The sequence below is a fragment of the Streptomyces sp. M41(2017) genome (assembly GCF_002078175.1).
Taxonomy (GTDB): domain Bacteria; phylum Actinomycetota; class Actinomycetes; order Streptomycetales; family Streptomycetaceae; genus Streptomyces.
The window spans coordinates 1,409,861-1,430,327 of the sequence record NZ_MWFK01000001.1 but is presented as its reverse complement, the minus strand read 5'-3'; the positions used below and the strand labels follow the sequence as shown (position 1 = coordinate 1,430,327).

Sequence of the window (20,467 nt, the reverse complement as noted above, 5' to 3'; positions counted from 1 at the left end):
CCGGCCCGCCGCCCCTTCGTCCCCCGAGGTACCCACGCCATGAGCCAGCCGCCCCCGCCGCCCCCGAACCAGCCGCCGTCGGACCAGCCGCCGTCGGACCAGCCCGAGCCGAAGGAACCGCAGAAGGGCGACTTCGGCGCGCCCCAGGACCCCCCGCCCGGCGGGTTCGGCGCTCCGCAGAGCCCCCCGCCGGGTGGCTTCGGCGCCCCGCAGAGCCCGCCCCCCGGTGGCTTCGGCGCGCCCACGCCGCCCCCGCCGCCCGCGCAGGGCCCCGGCTACGGCTACCCGCAGACGCCCCCGCCCCCGCAGACGGCACCGCCCGGGGCCCCGCAGCAGCAGCCCTACGGCTACCCGCAGACCCCGCCCCCGGCCCAGCCGGGCTACGGCTATCCCGGCCAGCCGCAGAGCCCGTACGGCGCACCCGGCCAGCCGCAGGCCCCGTACGGCGCGCCCGGTCCCTACGGCTACCCGCAGCAGCAGACCATGCCCCACCAGCCGCAGGCTCCCCAAGGGGGCTCCGGCGGCGGGAAGGTCAACGCCCAGATCGTCATCATCGTGGCGGCCGTCGTGGCCGTCGCGCTGATCATCGGCGGCGGCGTCTGGTACGCGAACTCCTCCGGCAAGAGCGACGACAAGAAGACCTCCGCCGACTCGGGCGGCGGCACCGGTGGCAAGGGCGGCGACGGCAAGGGCACCGGCGGCACCTCGTCCAACGGACAGGAGAAGGTGCCGGCGAGCACCGCCTCCACCCCGCTGTTCCAGATCCCCGCGCCCGCCATCCCCAAGGACGACACGAGCGTGACCACGGTCGGCTCCTGGCTCACCGACAAGGTGTACGCCAAGAGCGGTGTCGCCGAGATCAACGGCTACGACCCGGACTCCGGCGCCAAGACCTGGACGATCAAGCTCCCGGGCCCGGTCTGCCAGGCGAGCCGGCACACCACCGAATCCGACCGCACGGCGATCATCTACGAGCCCGCCATGCCCACCAAGGCGGAACCGTCGCACGGCTGCAGCCAGCTCGCCGCCATCGACCTCGACACCGGCAAGAAGCTCTGGACCCGGACGATCAAGTCCGGTGACCAGCCGATCAACCTCGACAACGTGACGGTCAGCGGCAACACGGTCGCCGCCGGCAGCACCAGCGGCGGCGGCGCGTTCGACATCTCCACCGCCAAGCCGCTCTGGGCCCCCAAGACCACCGACAGCTGCTACGACTCCGGTTACGGCGGCGGCCCGAAGCTCGTCGCGGTCCGCAAGTGCGGCGAGTACGGCAGCACGCGCCAGCTGCACATCCAGACCATCGACCCGAAGACCGGGAAGGTGATCTCCGAGTACAAGATGTCGCCCGGCATCGAGTACGCGAGCGTCGTCTCCACCGACCCGCTGGTCGTCGCGGCCGACGTCGGCGACTCCGCCGGGGACGGCAGCGGCATCTCGGACTTCTTCTCCATCGACAACAAGACCGGCACGCTGCGCACCAAGATCTCCGCGCCGGGCAAGACGTACGCGGCCCGCTGCGACGGCATCACCAGGATCGAGTACTGCTCCTCGCTCGCCGTCGGCAACGACAGGCTGTACATCCCGACCGAGGAGCACGACGGCTCCGGCGAGTACAGCCGGACCAACGAGATCGTCGCCTTCGACCTGGCCACCGGCAAGCAGACCGGCCAGCGCGCGGACGCCGGGGACGGCTACACCATCACCCCGCTGCGCATGGACGGCACCAACCTCCTCGCGTACAAGCGGCCGCCGTACGACAAGGGCGGGCAGATCGTCACGATCGACGGGACCTCGTTCAAGGAGACCAAGCTCCTGGAGAACCCGGCGGACCAGTCGGTGCGCGACGCGGAGTCCAGCATGCTCCCGGAGTACGCCGAGATCCTCTTCCACGACGGGCACCTCTACATGTCCCAGGTCTTCGCGGACAAGCCGTCGACGACGGGCACCAAGGACTACCTGGCGATCGCCTTCGGAACCAAGTAGCCCACGACGCGGACCGTTTCGTTCGGTTCCTGTCGCGCGGCCGGCCCCGTCCCTGTTCAGGGGCGGGGCCGGCCGCGTATCCGGCATCAATCCCCACGGCGAGAGAATTCGATATTCCGGGGCACTTCTCTCCGGTAGGGGAAGCGCAACGTCGAACAAGCGTGTAGCTTCCGGGGGATGGAGAGCCGGGGGGCTTCTCATCCACGGGGAACCAGTGGGGATGCTTGGGGGGACTGGGGGGTTGCCTGATGGGAGTGCGGCTCATGGTGGTCGATGACCACCGACTGCTGGCCGAGGCGCTGGCCTCGGCACTGAAGCTGCGTGGGCACCGGGTGCTCGCCGCGGCGGCGCCCGCCGCGGGGGCGGCGGAGCTGGTGATCACCAGGGCGCCCGAGGTCTGTCTGATCGGCACCGCGACACCGGCCGAGCCGGGCATCTTCGACCCGGTCGTGCGGATCAAACGGGAGCGTCCCCAGGTGGCGGTCCTGGTGCTCGGTCCGGTCCCGAACCCGCGCGGTATCGCCGCCGCCTTCGCCGCGGGCGCCTCCGGTTACGTGCGCCACGACGAGCGCATCGAAGGGGTCGAGCGCGCCATCATGAAGGCGCGGGCGGGCGAGGCGGCCGTCGCGCCGCAGCTGCTCCAGGGGGCCTTCAGCGAACTGCTCAACCCGGCGGCCCAGCCCGACGACGAGGGCCAGCGGCTGCTCCAGATGCTCACGCCCCGGGAGGTGGAGGTCCTCGTGCGGGTCGCGGACGGGGAGGACACCCGGCTCATCGCGGCGGGCATGGGCATCGCGCCCTCCACGGCCCGCACCCACGTCCAGCGGGTGCTGATGAAACTGGGCGTCGGCTCCCGTCTGGAGGCGGCGGCTCTCGCGGCCCGCACGGGACTGCTCGACCGCGCGGGCCCGATCCCCGCGCCGGCGGCACCGCACCCTTCGGAGACCGGGACCCTCTGACGTCGCTCGGGTGCCTCGGTGCCCCTGCGGCCGAGATCGCTCGGCCGGGGGCCTTCCCGGGCGACCGGCCTTACGCGGCCGGGGGCTTGTCCTCGTCGAAGCTGGCGAAGTAGGCGGCGGCCATGTCCTCGTCCCCGTGGCCCTGGGCCGCGGCGCGGGCGAAGCGTTCGGCGGCTGCCTCGGCGACATCGAGCCGGACGCCGTTCCGCCTCCCGGCCGTGACGATCAGCCGGGCGTCCTTCTCGGCGGTCGTGACGGCGAACGCGGCGGGGGAGAGCCGCTCCTCCAGGACGAGGCCGGCCTTCGCGTGCAGATAGCCCATGTCGAGCGGTCCGCCGGCGATGAGGCCGAAGAAGTCCTGCGGGTCGACCCCGAGCCCCTTCGCCAGCGCGAGCGCCTCGCCGGCCGCGGCGGTGGCCGCAAGGACCCAGCTGTTCGCGACGAGCTTGAGCCGGGTGGCGCTGCCCGCCGCTCCGTCCTCGCCGGTCCACACGGTCCGTGAGCCGACCGCGTCGAAGACCGGCGTCACCGCGTCCCGCGCGGCCACCGGGCCCGCGGCCAGCACGGTCAGCTGTCCGGCCTCCGCGGGGGCGCGCGTCCCGAGGACCGGCGCGTCGAAGAAGGCGAGCCCGTGCGCGCGGGCGAAGCCGGCCAGTTCCGCGACGGCGTCGATCCCGGCCGTCGTGGACTGGGCCCAGACGGCCCCGTCGCGCAGCCCGGGCGCCGCCTGCCGCATCGTGTCGAGGGTGGCGGGCCCGTCGTACAGCATGGTCAGGACGATGTCGGCGCCCCGCACGGCCTCCTCGGGCGACGCCGCGACGTACGCGCCGTCGGCGGCCAGCGGTCCGGCCTTGGCGGCGGTACGGTTCCAGACCCGGACGGTGTGCCCGGCCCGGGCGATGTTCCGGGCCATCGCGGCCCCCATGATCCCGGTACCGAGGACGCTGACGGTGAGTGTGTCGTTCATGGGGTCAGCCTTCCCGCTGGGCGGGTTTCATGCGCGGCGGCGCGGCCCTTCGACCCGTCAGTTCCCGTAGCCGTCCCGGAGGATCCGCCGGGCCACCGTCCTGCGTACGGCGGTGAGTTCCGCGCCGATGCGCAGCTCACGTCCGGCGTCGGAGACGACCGCGGGCGGTACGGGCGGTGCGAGGAGCAGCGCGGTCCGGCGCAGATGGGTCGGCGGGTGGGTGGAGTCGACGCTGTGCCCCCGCCGGATGCTCGCCCGTCGCTGCCGCTCGCGTTCGTGTTCCGGGACGGACCTCAGGTCGGCGGCGAGGCGCTCCCACAGTCCGTCGATCCGCTCGTCGTCCCGCCCGGATCCGCCCCGTCCGCGCAGCGCGGAGCCGTTGGCCTCGCGCATCAGCGTGACCTCGGCCGACTGGGAGACGAGCAGCCAGTCGAAGAGCTCCGCCGCCGCCTCGGTGGACCCGGCGCGGGCGGCCATCCGGTCGGCCAGGTACTCGCTCCGCTGGGCGCCGCGCAGCGTCAGCCGGTCGAGCAGGAGCAGCAGCCCGAGGGAGATCCAACGGGGCAGGGCGTAGAACACGTTCACGGTCATCGTGAGCAGGGTGGCGTCCGAGTAGGGATGGAAGAAGTACTCCCAGGTGACCAGCGAGCGGTACGCCGTCGCGACGACCCGTCTGTGCCGGGTGTCGCCGTTGCTGTAGTGGCCGAGCTCGTGACCGAGCAGGGCGATGCGCTGCTGTGGGGTGAGGATCTCCCACAGGGGCAGCCCCAGCGTGAGCAGGCGGCGGCCGCCGATGCCGTAGGTCACGACGCTCGCGTTGATCGAGCTGTCGACGGCGATCGCGTCGACTCCGCGGGTGCCGACGACGACGGCCACCTGGTCGACGAGCGTGAACAGTTCCGGTGCGTCGGCGCGGTGCAGGACGGGCACGTCCGTCGGCAGACGCGGCAGCCGGGGTCGGAGCGACCATGCGAGGGCGAGGAACAGCGTGCCCGGCACCATGCCGAAGCCGCCCCAGCCCCGGATCAGGAAGCCGATCCCGGCTCCTGCCACGGCCAAGGTGACGGCGTGGACGGCGAGGGCGAGGGCGTAGGCGAGGACCGAGGAGGCGTCGCGCAGGGGTCGCAGGGTCCCGCCCGCGGTCAGTTCGGTCAGCAGCTTCTCGCCGTAGCGCCGCGCCTGGGCGCGCTGGGCCCGGGCGAGGCGCCCCGGTCTCTCCTCCGGGGGCGCGGGGTCGACGTTCCAGTCGCAGGCGGCGCACCACGCGCTGAACCTGCTGTTGAAGCGGATCTCGCTCCCGCAGTCCGGGCATGCCTGGACCGATTCCTCCGCGGTGGTGTGCACCGTCGACTCCCCCTGCCCCCACGGCCCCTCCCCAGAGGCCGCCTGTACATGACACAGCGAAGCTGATCACACGCGCGTCGTCGCGTAAAGCGCCTGGTCCGGGAGGAGTTGAGATGGCTGCCGGGCCGCGCGCCTCGCGGGTGCATGCCTCGGGGCCGGGTTCCGGTGGGAACTCCGGCCCCGGGCAGCGGGGTTGAGCGGTGGAGCTACTCCTTCGGGCCGGTGGTGTCGTCGGCCGGGATGTCCGGGACCGGGGCGGCCAGCGGGCGGAGCCAGAGCCAGCCCACGAAGAACAGGCCGAGGATCAGCATGCCGAGGCCGGTCCACAGGTTGATGTTGACGCCGACCGCCTTGTCGATGTCGGCGTCGGAGGCCGTGATGCCGGCGATCGTGAGGATGATGCCGTAGAGGACGAACAGGCCGCCGATGATGAGGCGGATGTCGAACAGGCGAGCGGCGGTCGTGGACTCCTTCTGAAGTTCCGTGACCTCGCGCTGGACGTCGCGTTCGGGATTGTCGGACATGGTTTCTTGATTCTCCCTCGTCGGAACCCGTCGGAACTCGTCAGAGCGAGAACGGGATGTAGCAGGTGGCCGCCAGGATCACGGCACCCCAGCCGAGCAGCGCCGGCCTGCGGTACCAGGCGTCGTCACCGGCGGCCGGCGGCTCGGCCATGCCGGGCGAGCGGGTGCCGTAGACCAGTCCCTCCAGCTCCTCGGCCGGCTTCGGGGCGGTGAACAGCGACACCGCGACCATGACCACGGCACCGGCGACGAAGCCGGCGATCGCGGAGACGAAGTTGGCGCCCTGGTCGGAGGGGAAGCCGATGATGCCCTGCTTGTAGAAGACGAAGTAGTTCACCATCGCGGCCGTCGTACCGGCCAGCAGACCCCAGAAGCCCGACTTCACCGACGCGCGCTTCCAGAACATGCCGACGATGAAGACCACGAACATCGGCACGTTGAAGAAGGAGAAGAGCGTCTGGAGGTAGCTCATGATGTTGGAGAACGACGACGCCAGGAAGGCCGTGCCCATCGACGCCAGGACACCGATCACGGTGATCCCGCGGCCGAAGCGCACGTAGTAGGCGTCCTCGCGGTCCTTGACCACGTACCGCGCCCAGATGTCGGTCGTGAACACGGTGTTGAAGGACGAGACGTTGGCCGCCATGCCCGCCATGAACGCGGCCAGCAGACCGGTCACGGCGATGCCGAGGACACCGTTCGGCAGCAACTCCTGCATCAGGTAAGGGATCGCGTCGTTGTACTGCAGATTTCCCTTCATCCCGATCTTCGGGACCAGGACGGCCGCGACCAGGCCCGGGATCATCACCAGGAAGACGATGAAGATCTTCGGGTAGGCCGCGATGAGCGGGGTGCGCTTCGCGGCGGAGAGGTTCTTCGCGGACAGCGCGCGCTGCACCTCCGCGAAGTTCGTCGTCCAGTAGCCGAAGGACAGCACGAAGCCGAGACCGAGCACGATGGTCAGCCAGTTGGCGCCGAGCGGGTTGGCGCTGCCGATGCCGGTGCCGCCCCAGGCCGTCGTGAAGTTGTGGCCGTGCGACGCGTCGAGCGAGTCCGTCAGACCGTCCCAGCCGCCGACCCGCTTCAGGCCGAGCGCGGCGATCGGGATCAGCGCCGCCAGGATCACGAAGAACTGGAGGACCTCGTTGTAGATCGCGGAGGACAGCCCGCCGAGGGTGATGTACGCGAGCACGAAGAAGCCGGCGACGACGATCGCCACCCACTGCGGCCAGCCGAGGAGCGCCTCGACGACGATCGCGAGCGAGTACAGGTTGACGCCGGCGATGAGGATCGCGGCGAAGGCGAACAGGATCGAACTCAGCAGGTGCGCGTACTTGTCGAAGCGCAGGAAGAGGAACTCCGGCACCGAGCGGACCTTGGAGCCGTAGTAGAACGGCATCATCACCAGGCCCAGGAAGACCATCGCCGGGATGGCGCCGATCCAGTACCAGTGCACGGTGTAGACGCCGTACTGGGCGCTGTTGGCCGCCATGCCGAGGATCTCGGTGGCTCCGAGGTTCGCCGAGATGAACGCGAGGCCGGTGATCCAGGCGGGGAGCGAGCGCCCGGAGAGGAAGAAGTCGAGGCTCGTCTTGACGGAGCTGCGGGCCGCGAAGCCGATGCCGAGGACGACCACGAAGTAGATGCCGAGGATCGTGTAGTCGAGTGCGTTCGTGGGGAGCCGCAGCTCGGCGGCCAGCACGCTGCCCGATGGTGGGAGATATGTGGGGGACTGCATCAGAACTCGCTTCGTCGCGTGAACGTATCGGACCGGAACCTACGCCGCCGCTTCTAATAAATGAACACTTCCGGTGGTGTCCTTTGTTTGATTGTGATGTTGACGGCGCTGGTGCCTTGTGGTTTGTTATGTTCGGTTATGTTTGAAGGTTTGATCGGGTGTGGATGGGGAGTCCGACAGTGAAGAAGACCTCGACCCGGCTCGCCGACGGTCGTGAGCTCATCTACTACGACGCACGGGACGACCAGGTCCGCGACGCGGTGGACCGGCGTCCGCTCGACCCGACCGTCACCACCTCCGAGGTGCGCCGCGACCCGCTGCTCGGGGACGCCGTCGCGATCGCCTCGCACCGCCAGGGCCGCACCTACCACCCGCCGGCCGACGAGTGCCCGCTGTGCCCGTCCTCGGGCGACCGGCTGAGCGAGATCCCCGACTCCTCGTACGACGTGGTGGTCTTCGAGAACCGTTTCCCCTCGCTGGCCGGCGACGCGGGCCGCTGCGAGGTCGTCTGCTTCACCTCCGACCACGACGCGTCCTTCGCCGATCTGACGGAGCGGCAGGCGGCACTCGTGCTGGAGGCGTGGACGGACCGCACGGCCGAACTGTCGCATCTGCCCTCCGTGGAACAGGTCTTCTGCTTCGAGAACCGCGGCGCCGAGATCGGCGTGACACTCGGTCACCCTCACGGGCAGATCTACGGCTACCCCTTCACCACGCCGCGTACCGCCCTGATGTTGCGGTCCCTCGCGGCCCACAAGGAGGCGACCGGCGGCGAGAACCTGTTCGACGAGGTCGTCGCGAAGGAGCTGGCGGACGGTTCACGCGTCGTCCTGTCGAGTGACCACTGGATCGCCTTCGTGCCCTACGCCGCCCACTGGCCCTACGAGGTCCACCTCTACCCCCGCCGCCGCGTCCCCGACCTGCTCGGCCTCGACGAGGAGGCACGCACAGAGTTCCCCCAGGTCTATCTGGAACTGTTGAGGCGCTTCGACCGGATCTTCGACGGCCCGGACGGTGTGAAGGACGGGACGAGCGGGTCCCCGACGCCGTACATCGCGGCCTGGCACCAGGCCCCCTTCGGCCCGCTCGACGAGTTCGAGGGCGTCAACCGCGACGACTTCGCACTCCACCTCGAGCTTTTCACCATTCGCCGCACTTCCGGCAAGCTGAAGTTCCTCGCGGGTTCCGAGTCCGGCATGAGCGTGTTCATCAACGACGTGCCGCCGGAGACCGCGGCTCAGCGACTGCGAGAGGTAGCGAGTTCATGAGTGGGAAGTACCTGGTCACCGGTGGAGCCGGCTATGTGGGCAGCGTGGTCGCCCGCCACCTGCTGGAAGCGGGCCACGAGGTCACCGTCCTCGACAACCTCTCGACGGGATTCCGCGAGGGCGTCCCCGCGGGCGCCGCCTTCGTCGAGGGCGACATCCGCGACGCCGCCAAGTGGCTGGACTCCTCGTACGACGCCGTCCTGCACTTCGCCGCGTTCTCCCAGGTCGGCGAGTCCGTGGTGAAGCCCGAGAAGTACTGGGACAACAACGTCGGCGGCACCATGGCCCTGCTCGCCGCGATGCGCGACGCCGGCGTGCGCCGACTCGTCTTCTCCTCCACCGCCGCGACCTACGGCGAGCCGGAGACCACCCCCATCGTCGAGTCCGCGCCGACCCGCCCCACCAACCCCTACGGCGCCTCCAAGCTCGCCGTCGACCACATGATCACCGGCGAGGCGGCCGCCCACGGACTGGCCGCGGTCTCCCTGCGGTACTTCAACGTGGCCGGCGCCTACGGCGACAGCGGCGAGCGGCACGACCCCGAGTCGCATCTCATCCCGCTGGTCCTCCAGGTCGCCCAGGGACGCCGCGACGCCATCTCCGTCTACGGCGACGACTACCCGACCCCGGACGGCACCTGCATCCGCGACTACATCCACGTCGCGGACCTCGCCGAGGCGCACCTGCTCGCGGTCGCCGCCGCCTCGCCCGGCGAACACCTGATCTGCAACCTCGGCAACGGCAACGGCTTCTCCGTCCGCGAGGTCGTCGAGACCGTGCGCCGGGTGACCGGACACCCGATCCCCGAGGTCGTGGCACCGCGCCGCGCCGGAGACCCGGCGGTGCTCGTCGCCTCCGCGGACACCGCCCGCGAGCGACTCGGCTGGAACCCGTCCCGCGCGGATCTCGCGGGCATCGTCGCGGACGCGTGGGAGTTCGCACAGAACGTAGCGAAGGGATAGCAGGTGGAGCAGGTGGGGGTACGTGAGGGCTTCGAGGAGCTGTACGGTGCCGCGCCCGAGGGCGTCTGGGCGGCACCGGGCCGCGTCAACCTGATCGGCGAGTACACGGACTTCAACGAGGGGTTCGTGATGCCGCTCGCGCTGCCGCACACGGCGGTCGCGGCGGTCTCCCGCCGCACCGACGGAGTGCTGCGGCTCGACTCGGCGGACATCGACGGGCCCGTCGTCGAGCTGCGGGTCGACGAACTCGTGCCCCGCTCGGACACCGGCTGGGCCGCATACCCGGCGGGTGTCGTGTGGGCGCTGCGCGAGGCCGGCCACCCGGTCGGCGGCGCGGACATCCATCTCGCCTCCACGGTCCCCACCGGCGCCGGCCTGTCCTCCTCGGCCGCCCTGGAGGTCGTCACGGCCGTCGCCCTCGACGAGCTGTACGGCCTCGGCCTGACCCGTCCCGAACTGGCCCGCGTCGCGCAGCGCGCCGAGAACGACTTCGTCGGCGTGCCGTGCGGGGTCATGGACCAGACCGCGTCGGCGTGCTGCACCGAGGGCCACGCCCTGCACCTCGACTGCCGGGACCTGTCGATCCGCCAGGTCCCCTTCGACCTCGCCGCCCAGGGGCTCGAACTCCTCGTCGTCGACACCCGCGTCAAGCACGCGCTGGGCGACGGGGCGTACGCCGAGCGCCGGGAGGGGTGCGAGGAGGGGGCCCGTCAGCTGGGCGTCCCCCATCTGCGGGACGTTCCCTTCGACGGGCTCGACGCGGCGCTCGCGCGGCTCTCCGACGAGCGGGTGCGCCGCTATGTCCGGCACGTCGTCTCCGACGACCACCGGGTGGAGCGGGTCATCACGCTGCTCGACGCCGGTGATGTCCGCGCCATCGGGCCCGTCCTGACGGACGGTCACCACTCGCTCCGCGACGACCTGCGGATCTCCTGCCCCGAACTGGATCTCGCCGTCTCGGCGGCCAACTCGGCGGGGGCGCTCGGGGCGCGGATGACCGGGGGCGGATTCGGGGGGTCCGCGATCGTGCTGCTCGAATCCACCGACGTGGACTCCGTCAGCAAGGCGATCGCGGAGGCGTTCCTGTCCGCGGGCTTCACCGCCCCCCGCATCTTCCCGGCCGTTCCCTCGGCGGGGGCCCGGCGGATCGGCTGAACCCCCGTCCCGTATCCGGGGGCCCGGCCCCCGGACCCGCGGCTCCTCAATCGCCGGAGGGGCTGAACCCCTTCCACCGCTTCGTCAACGTGTACTCCGTGATGCCCGGGGGGTAGTCGGGGATCACGGAGACCACCTCGTAGCCCTGTTTTCGGTAGAAGTCGGGGGCCTGGAAGTCCCAGGTCTCCAGGCGGGCCGCGTCGCAGCCGCGCCGTGCCGCCGCCCGTTCGGCGTCGGCGAGGAGCCGGCTGCCGAGACCGGTGCCGCGATGGCGTCCGTCGACCCACAGGTAGGTGACGTGGAGCCAGGTCGTCCAGGTGTGCCCCACCAGCCCGCCGGCCAGGTCACCCGCCTCGTCCAGGGCCCACAGCTGGAGCGGACGCTGACGCTCGCCCGGGGTCCCGCGCAGCGCGCGCAGCACCGGGGACGCCGCCGTGTTGGTCTCCAGCAGTCGCCGACGGAGCAGTTCCCGACGCTCTTTGTCGTCTCCTGTCTCGATACGAAACATACGGCTCACCATAAACGCGCTGGCCAACCAGTTCTGCAAATTGCCTTCCGCTCCCCGCCCCCGCCCGTACCCTGATGAGCAGTACCGGTGGGGGCCGGTGCTGATCAGGGGGCGAGACAGTCGGGTACGACGCCCGAAGTGGGGGTAGCACTTCCAGCACGGCGGCGGCCGTGCGGCTGCGGCACCCCGCTTCCGGGTCGCAAGCTGGCTCGGGAACACTTCGGGCGCCGTACCCGTACCGACCGTCCCCCGACAGTGGGGGTTTCAGTGGTTCGCATCCGAGTACTGGTCGTCGACGACCACCGCATCTTCGCCGAGTCGCTCGCCGCAGCTCTCGCGGCCGAGCCCGATGTCGACGTGTCCGCGGCAGGCAGCGGGCCCGCCGCGCTGCGCTGCCTGGAACGTGCCGCGGCCGAGGGCCGCCGTTTCGACGTGCTGCTCGTCGACGCCGACCTGGGCGGCAATCTGCCCGGCATGCGCCCGGCGGTACCCGTCCAGGAGAGCAACGAGGACGGCCTGGTGGACGGCATCTCGCTGGTCGCCGGCGTGCGCACCGGGCAGCCGGGCGTCCGCATGGTCGTCCTGGCCGAGAAGGACGACCCGCGCCGCGCCGCGCTCGCCCTGCAGGCCGGCGCCTCCGGCTGGGTCGCCAAGGACTGCTCGCTGTCGCGCCTGCTCACCGTCATACGGGGTGTCCTGCGCGACGAGACGCATCTGCCGCCCGCCCTGCTCACCGGGGTGCTGCGGGAGCTGACCGCCGCGCGCAAGCACCGCACCGAGAGCGAGCGGCTCGTGGAGTCGCTGACACCCCGTGAACGCGAGGTGCTGCGCTGCATGGTGGCGGGCCTCGGCCGCAAGGCCGTGGCGGAGCGGCTGTTCCTCTCCCCGCACACCGTCCGCACCCATATGCAGAACGTGCTCGGGAAGCTCGGCGTGCACTCGACCCTCGCCGCCGTGGCCCTCGCCCGGCGCGCCGGGGTCGGACCCGTCGACCTAACCGGGGATGTTGTCGAACGGGGCGGTCAACTGGCGTAGCAGCCCCGCCAGTTCACCTCGCTGCCCGCGGCTCAGCTCCGCGAGGATCGCCCGCTCCTGTTCGAGCAGCCCGGCCAGCGCCTGGTCGGCGCGGTCGCGGCCCTCCTCGGTCAGCCGGACGAGCACGCCTCGGCGGTCGCTCGGGTCCGGGAGGCGCTCCACCAGGCCCTTCTTCGTCAGGCGGTCGATGCGGTTCGTCATCGTGCCCGACGTGACCAGCGTCTGGGTGAGGAGCTGTCCGGGGGAGAGCTGATACGGGGATCCCGCGCGCCGCAGCGCCGTCAGGACGTCGAACTCCCAGGGCTCCAGACTGTGCTCGGAGAACGCCAGCCGGCGGGCGCGGTCCAGGTGCCGGGCGAGCCTGCTCACCCGGCTCAGAACCTCCAGCGGTTCCACGTCGAGGTCCGGGCGCTCCCGGCGCCACGCAGCGACCAGCCGATCGACCTCGTCCTCCATGACGATCAGTGTAGTGGTTGTGTCGACATGAAGTCTCTTGATGTGGAGTCTCTTGACGTCGAGATACTTTGTGGGTGAGGCTGGACCGGCGAAAAGACCGGCCCCGGGCAGCCCGTCCGGAGGCCCGCGACCGCTCCGCCGACCCGCGAGGAGACCCGCCCATGGCAGCCACCCCCACCTGGGACCCCCACCAGTACCTGCGCCACGCCGCCCACCGCGCCCGCCCCTTCGCCGACCTGCTCGCCCGGGTCACCGACCTGCCCGCCGACCCCGCCCGCATCGCCGACCTCGGCTGCGGTCCCGGCAACGTCACCGTCCAACTCGCCGAACGCTGGCCCACCGCCCACATCACCGGCTACGACAACTCCGCCGAGATGCTCGCCGAGGCCGAGGAGTACGCCGGGCCCACCCCCGGCGGCGGACGCCTCGACTTCACCCACGGCGACCTCACCGACTGGACACCCACCGAGACCTACGACCTCATCGCCTCCAACGCCGCCCTCCAATGGGTGCCAGGACACCTGGAAGCGCTCCCCGGCTGGCTCGACGCCCTCGCACCCGGCGGCACCCTCGCCGTCCAGATGCCCGACAACATCGACGCACCCCTGCACGTCCTCATGCGCGACCTCGCCGGCTCCGCCCGCTGGAAGACCCGCCTCTCCGGCGTCCTGCGCGCCACCGACTCCGTCCACGACCCGCTCGTCTACCTGGACCGCCTCGAAGCCCTCGGCTGCACCACCGACATCTGGCAGACCACGTACATGCAACTCCTGAACGGACCCGACGCCGTCCTCGACTGGGCCAAGGGCACCGGACTGCGGCCCCTCCTCACCACCCTCGCCGACGACCCCGAGGCCCGCGACAGCTTCCTCACCGCCTACCGCGACCTGCTGCGCGACGCCTACCCCGAGCAGTCCTACGGCACCGTCCTGCCGTTCCGCCGGCTCTTCGTCGTCGCCCGGAAGAAGAGCTGATGCTCACCGCCGTCGACCACGTCCAGCTGGCCGCCCCGCCCGGCTCCGAGGACCTGCTGCGCGCCTACTACGTCCACGCCCTCGGGATGACCGAGACACCCAAACCGCCCACCCTCGCCGCCCGCGGCGGCTGCTGGTTCCGGGCCGGGGCCGTCCAGCTCCACCTCGGCGTCGACACCGGCTTCCGGCCCGCCGAGAAGGCCCACCCCGGACTCCGCGTCACCGGCATCGACGCCTACGCCGCACGGATCGCCGCCACCGGCGCCCCCGTCACCTGGGACGACGAACTTCCCGGCCACCGGCGCTTCTACTCCGAGGACCCCGTCGGCAACCGCCTCGAATTCCTCGAACCCCTCCCGGAAACCCTTCCGGGCGGGACCGCCACAGGGGAGCGGTCCCGCCCGGAAGAACACCCACGGATCCGGTCCTAGGCCTTGCGGTGCCCGATCAGCCGGGGCCTGGGCTCCAGACCGTCCAGACCGTGCCAGGCCAGATTCACCAGATGCGCCGCCACCTCCGCCTTGCGGGGCTTGCGCACGTCCAGCCACCACTGACCCGTCAACGCCACCATGCCCACCAGGGCCTGCGCGTACAACGGAGCCAGCTTCGAATCGAAACCGCGACTCTTGAACTCGCGGCCCAGAATGTCCTCCACCTGAGTGGCGATGTCCGAGATCAGCGACGCGAACGAACCCGTCGACTGCGGGATCGGGGAGTCACGGACCAGGATCCGGAAACCGTCCGTGTACTCCTCGATGTAGTCCAGCAGCGCGAAAGCCGCCTGCTCGCACAACTCCCGCGGATGCCCCGCCGTCAGCGAACCCGTCACCATGTCCAGCAGCCGGCGCATCTCCCGGTCCACCACCACCGCGTACAGGCCCTCCTTGCCGCCGAAGTGCTCGTACACCACCGGCTTGGACACCCCGGCCTTCGCCGCGATCTCCTCCACCGACGTGCCCTCGAACCCCTTCGCCGCGAACAAGGTGCGGCCGATCTCCAGCAACTGCTGACGACGCTCCGCGCCCGTCATCCGGGTACGGCGCGCACGCCGCGGCTTCTCGTTGCTGCCTGAGGTGCTGCTGGAGTCGGTCGCCACGCCGTCAATCATGCCGCTTCAGCGGATTCCGTCGTGCGCCGGGAGCCGTTCCCCTCGCCGCTCCGGCGGGAATCGAGCCGCGAGCGCGACGGCCACCGCACGTCGTACGCCCAGCCGAGCTGCTCGCACCAGCGGATGATCCGCGCCGACGAGTCGATCTGACCGCGGTCCACACCGTGCCGCGCCGACGTCGGATCCGCATGGTGCAGGTTGTGCCACGACTCACCGCACGACAGCACCGCCAGCCACCACACGTTCCCCGAACGGTCACGCGACTTGAACGGCCGCTTGCCCACCGCGTGACAGATCGAGTTGATCGACCACGTCACATGGTGCAGCAGCGCCACCCGCACCAAAGACCCCCAGAAGAACCCGGTGAACGCACCCCACCAGGACATCGTCACCAGACCGCCGATCAGCGCCGGCAACGCCAGCGACAACAGCGTCCAGAACAGGAACTGCCGCGAGATCGCCCGGATCACCGGGTCCTTCACCAGATCCGGCGCGTACTTCTCCTGCGGCGTCCGCTCCTCGTCGAACATCCAGCCGATGTGCGCCCACCACAGACCCTTCAGCAACGCCGGGACCGTCTCGCCGTACTTCCACGGCGAATGCGGGTCACCCTCCGCGTCCGAGAACTTGTGGTGCTTGCGATGGTCGGCCACCCAGCGCACCACCGGCCCCTCGACCGCCATCGAACCCGCGATCGCGATCGCGATCCGCAGCGGCTGCTTCGCCTTGAAGGAGCCATGCGTGAAGTAACGGTGGTAGCCGATCGTGACGCCGTGGCATCCCAGGTAGTAGAAGAAGACCAGCAGGCCGAGATCCAGCCAGCTCACCCCCCACCCCCACACCAGCGGCACCGCCGCGAGCAGCGCGACGAACGGAACGGCGATGAAGAGAAGAAGAGTGAGCTGTTCGAGCGACCCCTTCCTCTCACCGCCCAGCGTCGCGGCCGGAAGCCGGTTGCCGTCGCCGTCCGCCCCCGGGGCGTCGTCGATCACATCGGAACTCGTGGTCATGGGCGTCCCCTGTGGGGTTCGAAGGTGATGGAGGGCGGGGAAGAGAGTCCGGGTGCGGCCCCCACGGTTCACCCGTCGAACGACGGGAGACCCTACGGGTCCGTAACCTACGGCGTCGTAAGTATGTCAGCGCGTAGCCCGGCGGCAAGAGCCCGACAGCCTGCGCGTCCTGATGGACACCTATCCTTGGAGTCGGTCGGACAGCGCGGTCCGTCTGATTTCTACCCGGATGCCTCCTCGCCGAACGGCACCCGCCGCGCGGTCGAACACCCGGGTTCCCTCCCAGCCGAGCTTCAGACGAGATTCCCCACTCTTCAGACGAGCTTCAACACTGCAAGGAGCCGCACCTGTGAGCAGTGCCGACGACCAGACCACGACGACCAGCAGCGAGCTGCGCGCCGACATCCGCCGCCTGGGCGATCTGCTCGGTGAGACCCTCGTACGGCAGGAGGGCCCCGAGCTCCTGGAACTGGTCGAGAAGGTCCGCCGCCTGACCCGCGAGGACGGCGAGGCCGCCGCCGACCTGCTGCGCGGCACCGAACTGGAGACCGCCGCCAAGCTGGTCCGCGCCTTCTCGACCTACTTCCACCTCGCCAACGTCACCGAGCAGGTCCACCGAGGCCGCGAACTGCGCGCCCGGCGCGCCGCCGACGGCAGCCTCCTCGCCCGCACCGCGGACCGCCTCAAGGACGCCGACCCCGAGCACCTGCGCCAGACGGTCAAGAACCTCAACGTCCGACCCGTCTTCACCGCCCACCCCACCGAAGCGGCCCGCCGCTCCGTCCTCAACAAGCTGCGCCGCATCGCCGCCCTCCTGGAGACCCCGGTCATCGAGGCCGACCGCCGCCGCTACGACACCCGCCTCGCCGAGAACATCGACCTCGTCTGGCAGACCGACGAGCTCCGCGTCGTCCGCCCCGAACCCGCCGACGAGGCCCGCAACGCCATCTACTACCTCGACGAACTCCACGCCGGCGCCGTCGGCGACGTCCTCGAGGACCTCACCGCCGAACTCGAACGCGTCGGCGTCACCCTCCCCGAGGAGACCCGCCCGCTCACCTTCGGCACCTGGATCGGCGGCGACCGCGACGGCAACCCGAACGTCACCCCCGACGTCACCTGGGACGTCCTGATCCTCCAGCACGAACACGGCATCAACGACGCCCTGGAACTCATCGACGAACTCCGCGGCTTCCTGTCGAACTCCATCCGCTACACCGGCGCCACCGAGGACCTCCTGGAATCCCTCCAGACCGACCTCGAACGCCTCCCGGAGATCAGCCCCCGCTACAAGCGCCTCAACGCCGAGGAGCCCTACCGGCTCAAGGCCACCTGCATCCGGCAGAAGCTGGAGAACACCAAGCTCCGCCTCGCCAAGGGCACCACGCACGAGGACGGCCGCGACTACCTCGGCACCGCCGAACTCCTCCGCGACCTCATCCTCATCCAGACCTCGCTGCGCGCACACCGCGGCGGCCTGATCGCCGACGGCCGGATGAACCGCACCATCCGCACCCTCGCCGCCTTCGGCCTCCAGCTCGCCACCATGGACGTACGCGAACACGCGGACGCCCACCACCACGCCCTCGGCCAGCTCTTCGACCGCCTCGGCGAGGAATCCTGGCGCTACGTGGACATGCCGCGCGACTACCGCGCCAAGCTCCTCGCCAAGGAACTGCGCTCCCGGCGCCCCCTCGCCCCCACCCCGGCGCCCCTCGACGCCGCCGGACACAAGACCCTCGGCGTCTTCGAAACCGTCAAGAAGGCCCTGACGATCTTCGGGCCCGAGGTCATCGAGTCGTACATCATCTCCATGTGCCAGGGCGCCGACGACGTCTTCGCCGCCGCCGTCCTCGCCCGCGAGGCCGGACTGCTCGACCTGCACGCCGGCTGGGCGAAGATCGGCATCGTGCCGCTCCTGGAGACCACCGACGAGCTCAAGGCCGCGGACACGATCCTGGAGGACATGCTCTCCGACCCCTCCTACCGCCGCCTCGTAGCACTGCGCGGGGACGTCCAGGAGGTCATGCTCGGCTACTCCGACTCCTCCAAGTTCGGCGGCATCACCACCTCCCAGTGGGAGATCCACCGCGCCCAGCGCCGGCTGCGCGACGTCGCCCACCGCTACGGCGTCCGCCTGCGCCTCTTCCACGGCCGCGGCGGCACCGTCGGCCGCGGCGGCGGCCCCTCGCACGACGCCATCCTCGCCCAGCCCTGGGGCACCCTGGAGGGCGAGATCAAGGTGACCGAACAGGGCGAGGTCATCTCCGACAAGTACCTCGTCCCCTCCCTCGCCCGCGAGAACCTCGAACTGACGGTCGCCGCGACGCTCCAGGCGTCCGCCCTGCACACCGCGCCCCGCCAGTCCGACGAGGCGCTCGCCCGCTGGGACGCGGCGATGGACGTCGTCTCCGACGCCGCCCACTCCGCCTACCGGCGGCTCGTCGAGGACCCCGACCTGCCGACGTACTTCCTCGCCTCGACACCGGTCGACCAGCTCGCCGACCTGCACCTGGGATCACGGCCCTCCCGCCGCCCCGGCTCGGGCGTCTCGCTCGACGGACTGCGCGCCATCCCGTGGGTCTTCGGCTGGACCCAGTCCCGGCAGATCGTGCCCGGCTGGTACGGCGTCGGCTCCGGCCTCAAGGCACTGCGCGAAGCCGGCCTCGACACGGTGCTCGACGAGATGCACGAGCAGTGGCACTTCTTCCGGAACTTCCTCTCCAACGTCGAGATGACCCTCGCCAAGACCGACCTGCGCATCGCCGGCCACTACGTCGACACCCTCGTACCCGACGAACTCAAGCACGTCTTCGAGGCCATCCGGGCCGAACACGAACTCACCGTCCGCGAGGTACTGCGCATCACCGGCGGGGACAAGCTCCTCGACACCAACCCGGTGCTCCAGCAGACCTTCTCCATCCGCGACGCCTACCTGGACCCGATCTCCTACCTCCAGGTCGCCCTCCTCAAGCGCCAGCGCGACGAGGCCGCCGCCGGCCAGGAACCCGACCCGCTGCTCGCACGGGCCCTGCTCCTGACCGTCAACGGCGTCGCCGCCGGCCTGCGCAACACCGGCTGAGCCCACCCTCCGCCGGGCGCCCCAGCCCGACGGAACACGAAGGCGCCCTCCCCGTCCGTCGCAACCGACCGGACAGAGAGGGCGCCTTCGGCGTCCCAAGAAGAAACGGAGCACCGCCCTCGGAGCGGACGGCTACAGCGCCAGGAACGCGGCCGTCAGCAGCGCAAGCCCCGCACCCGCCATCACCCACGCCACCCGCGTCAGCCGCAGTCCGCCCGCCACCACCACCGACGCCAGCAACAACGCCCCGGCCAGCGGCGACCACGCGTAGAGCAGGCCGGCCGGACCGCTGCGGACCACCTCGTCACTGTCCGGCTTCACCGTCACCGCGTACGTCCGGCCCTTCCGCACCGCCGGCTCCTGGCCGATGCGCACCCGGTCCCGCGCCCGGTAACCCGGCGAGGACGGCGTGAACGGCCCCCAGCACGTCCCGTCCGCACACGACACCACCGCCAGCGTGCCCCGCTCCCGGCCCTTGCCCAGCATCACGTGCTGAGCGGTGCCCCACGAGGCCCAGACACCCGCGACCAGAATGAGCAGCGTGACCGCGCCCATCGCCGCGAGCCGCCCGAAACGCAGCGCCGCGTGGGCGCTCTGACGGGAGGTGACAGCAGGCATGGCCGGGATCATTGGCCATGGCTGAGCGCTCGGTCAACTCCGGCAGGGACAAGTCCCCCGTTGTACCCGCACAACGACCGCCTCCGAGCCCCCCGGGCCCCCACCCGACCTCAGGAGTTGTACGTGCTCTGCGCCCGCTCCAGACCCTCGATCACCAGAGCCTCCACCGCGTCCGCAGCCCGGTCCACGAAGTAGTCCAGCTCCTTGCGCTCCGCCGACGCGAAATCCTTCAGCACGAAATCCGCCACCTGCATCCGCCCCGGCGGACGCCCGATCCCGAACCGCACCCGGTGATAGTCCGCGCCCATCGCCTTCGTCATCGACTTCAGCCCGTTGTGACCGTTGTCCCCGCCACCCAGCTTCAGCCGCAACACCCCGTAATCGATGTCCAGCTCGTCATGGACCGCCACGATGTTCCCCGTCGGCACCTTGTAGAAGTCCCGCAACGCCGTCACCGGACCACCCGACAGATTCATGTACGACATCGGCTTCGCCAAAATCACCCGCCGGTTCGCCGGACCCGGCGGCCCGATCCGCCCCTCGATCACCTGCGCCTGCGCCTTCCCCGCCCGCTTGAACTTCCCACCGATCCGCCCCGCCAGCAGATCGGCCACCATGAAGCCCACGTTGTGCCGGTTCATGGCGTACTCCGGGCCCGGATTCCCCAGGCCCACGATCAGCCAGGGCGCGGTGGCGTCGGTCGTCACGTCCGTCTCTCCCATGTGTCCTTGATACGCGACAGCCGCCGCCCCTGACAGGAGCGGCGGCCGGCA

At 70.8% G+C, this 20,467-nt stretch carries 19 protein-coding genes; 9 read left to right on the top strand and 10 right to left on the bottom strand.

What is annotated here, in order from left to right; genetic code table 11:
* Positions 1-39 precede the first annotated feature (39 nt).
* Both B0675_RS06235 and B0675_RS06230 read left to right on the top strand, forming a co-directional pair.
* On the top strand, positions 40-1,986 hold the full coding sequence (locus B0675_RS06235) for a PQQ-binding-like beta-propeller repeat protein (RefSeq protein ID WP_081217745.1): 1,947 nt from the start codon (positions 40-42) through the stop codon (positions 1,984-1,986).
* A 248-nt stretch (positions 1,987-2,234) separates the two neighbouring features.
* The gene (locus tag B0675_RS06230; RefSeq protein ID WP_081217744.1) at positions 2,235-2,945 is read left to right on the top strand and encodes a LuxR C-terminal-related transcriptional regulator; all 711 of its coding nucleotides are present in this window, start codon (positions 2,235-2,237) and stop codon (positions 2,943-2,945) included.
* Positions 2,946-3,015: 70 nt separating this feature from the next.
* On the opposite strand, the gene B0675_RS06225 is transcribed toward B0675_RS06230, so the two are convergent.
* From B0675_RS06225 to B0675_RS06210, 4 genes are all read right to left on the bottom strand, one after another.
* Positions 3,016-3,912, bottom strand: coding sequence for an NAD(P)-dependent oxidoreductase (locus tag B0675_RS06225; protein WP_081217743.1), 897 nt, complete (start codon positions 3,910-3,912; stop codon positions 3,016-3,018).
* A 57-nt stretch (positions 3,913-3,969) separates the two neighbouring features.
* Positions 3,970-5,256, bottom strand: a complete 1,287-nt coding sequence (locus tag B0675_RS06220; RefSeq protein ID WP_081217742.1) for a M48 family metallopeptidase — start codon at positions 5,254-5,256, stop codon at positions 3,970-3,972.
* A 206-nt stretch (positions 5,257-5,462) separates the two neighbouring features.
* A complete protein-coding gene (locus B0675_RS06215; protein ID WP_081217741.1) occupies positions 5,463-5,780 on the bottom strand; it encodes a hypothetical protein in 318 nt (105 codons plus the stop codon).
* A gap of 40 nt (positions 5,781-5,820) precedes the next feature.
* Positions 5,821-7,518 carry a sodium:solute symporter family protein gene (locus tag B0675_RS06210; protein ID WP_081217740.1) on the bottom strand — a complete coding sequence of 566 codons (1,698 nt, stop codon included), beginning with the start codon at positions 7,516-7,518 and terminating at the stop codon, positions 5,821-5,823.
* A 179-nt stretch (positions 7,519-7,697) separates the two neighbouring features.
* Between B0675_RS06210 and galT the strand changes: the two genes are divergently transcribed.
* Genes galT through galK form a run of 3 tightly spaced genes read left to right on the top strand, consistent with a single transcriptional unit; the run spans position 7,698 to position 10,903 of the window.
* On the top strand, positions 7,698-8,786 hold the full coding sequence (gene galT / locus B0675_RS06205; RefSeq protein WP_081217739.1) for a galactose-1-phosphate uridylyltransferase: 1,089 nt from the start codon (positions 7,698-7,700) through the stop codon (positions 8,784-8,786).
* Positions 8,783-9,748, top strand: a complete 966-nt coding sequence (galE, locus tag B0675_RS06200; protein WP_081217738.1) for a UDP-glucose 4-epimerase GalE — start codon at positions 8,783-8,785, stop codon at positions 9,746-9,748. The genes galT and galE overlap by 4 nt, the downstream gene beginning before the upstream one ends.
* A gap of 12 nt (positions 9,749-9,760) precedes the next feature.
* A complete protein-coding gene (gene galK, locus B0675_RS06195) occupies positions 9,761-10,903 on the top strand; it encodes a galactokinase (protein WP_081221619.1) in 1,143 nt (380 codons plus the stop codon).
* Positions 10,904-10,949: 46 nt separating this feature from the next.
* On the opposite strand, the gene B0675_RS06190 is transcribed toward galK, so the two are convergent.
* On the bottom strand, positions 10,950-11,423 hold the full coding sequence (locus B0675_RS06190) for a GNAT family N-acetyltransferase (protein WP_179165258.1): 474 nt from the start codon (positions 11,421-11,423) through the stop codon (positions 10,950-10,952).
* 255 nt (positions 11,424-11,678) lie between these two features.
* Here B0675_RS06190 and B0675_RS06185 point away from each other — a divergent pair, with 255 nt between their 5' ends.
* On the top strand, positions 11,679-12,446 hold the full coding sequence (locus B0675_RS06185; protein ID WP_081217736.1) for a response regulator transcription factor: 768 nt from the start codon (positions 11,679-11,681) through the stop codon (positions 12,444-12,446).
* Here B0675_RS06185 and B0675_RS06180 read toward each other — a convergent pair.
* Positions 12,405-12,902, bottom strand: coding sequence for a MarR family transcriptional regulator (locus B0675_RS06180; RefSeq protein WP_081217735.1), 498 nt, complete (start codon positions 12,900-12,902; stop codon positions 12,405-12,407). The two genes, B0675_RS06185 and B0675_RS06180, sit on opposite strands and share 42 nt — an antisense overlap.
* A 161-nt stretch (positions 12,903-13,063) precedes the next feature.
* On the opposite strand from B0675_RS06180, the gene B0675_RS06175 reads away from it, so the two are divergent.
* Together B0675_RS06175 and B0675_RS06170 are read left to right on the top strand one after the other, a co-directional pair.
* Complete coding sequence (locus B0675_RS06175) at positions 13,064-13,876, top strand: trans-aconitate 2-methyltransferase (RefSeq protein ID WP_081217734.1); 813 nt, start codon at positions 13,064-13,066, stop codon at positions 13,874-13,876.
* The gene (locus B0675_RS06170) at positions 13,876-14,307 is read left to right on the top strand and encodes a VOC family protein (RefSeq protein WP_081217733.1); all 432 of its coding nucleotides are present in this window, start codon (positions 13,876-13,878) and stop codon (positions 14,305-14,307) included. The genes B0675_RS06175 and B0675_RS06170 overlap by 1 nt, the downstream gene beginning before the upstream one ends.
* On the opposite strand, the gene B0675_RS06165 is transcribed toward B0675_RS06170, so the two are convergent.
* Both B0675_RS06165 and B0675_RS06160 read right to left on the bottom strand, forming a co-directional pair.
* The gene (locus B0675_RS06165) at positions 14,304-14,984 is read right to left on the bottom strand and encodes a TetR/AcrR family transcriptional regulator (protein ID WP_081217732.1); all 681 of its coding nucleotides are present in this window, start codon (positions 14,982-14,984) and stop codon (positions 14,304-14,306) included. The two genes, B0675_RS06170 and B0675_RS06165, sit on opposite strands and share 4 nt — an antisense overlap.
* The gene (locus B0675_RS06160) at positions 14,981-15,994 is read right to left on the bottom strand and encodes a fatty acid desaturase (protein WP_081217731.1); all 1,014 of its coding nucleotides are present in this window, start codon (positions 15,992-15,994) and stop codon (positions 14,981-14,983) included. The genes B0675_RS06165 and B0675_RS06160 overlap by 4 nt, the downstream gene beginning before the upstream one ends.
* Before the next feature lie 349 nt (positions 15,995-16,343).
* Between B0675_RS06160 and ppc the strand changes: the two genes are divergently transcribed.
* Positions 16,344-19,076, top strand: a complete 2,733-nt coding sequence (gene ppc / locus B0675_RS06155; RefSeq protein WP_081217730.1) for a phosphoenolpyruvate carboxylase — start codon at positions 16,344-16,346, stop codon at positions 19,074-19,076.
* 132 nt (positions 19,077-19,208) lie between these two features.
* On the opposite strand, the gene B0675_RS06150 is transcribed toward ppc, so the two are convergent.
* Positions 19,209-19,706, bottom strand: a complete 498-nt coding sequence (locus B0675_RS06150; protein WP_081217729.1) for a hypothetical protein — start codon at positions 19,704-19,706, stop codon at positions 19,209-19,211.
* A 98-nt stretch (positions 19,707-19,804) separates the two neighbouring features.
* Positions 19,805-20,416, bottom strand: a complete 612-nt coding sequence (gene pth / locus B0675_RS06145) for an aminoacyl-tRNA hydrolase (protein WP_081217728.1) — start codon at positions 20,414-20,416, stop codon at positions 19,805-19,807.
* Between the last annotated feature and the right edge of the window lie 51 nt (positions 20,417-20,467).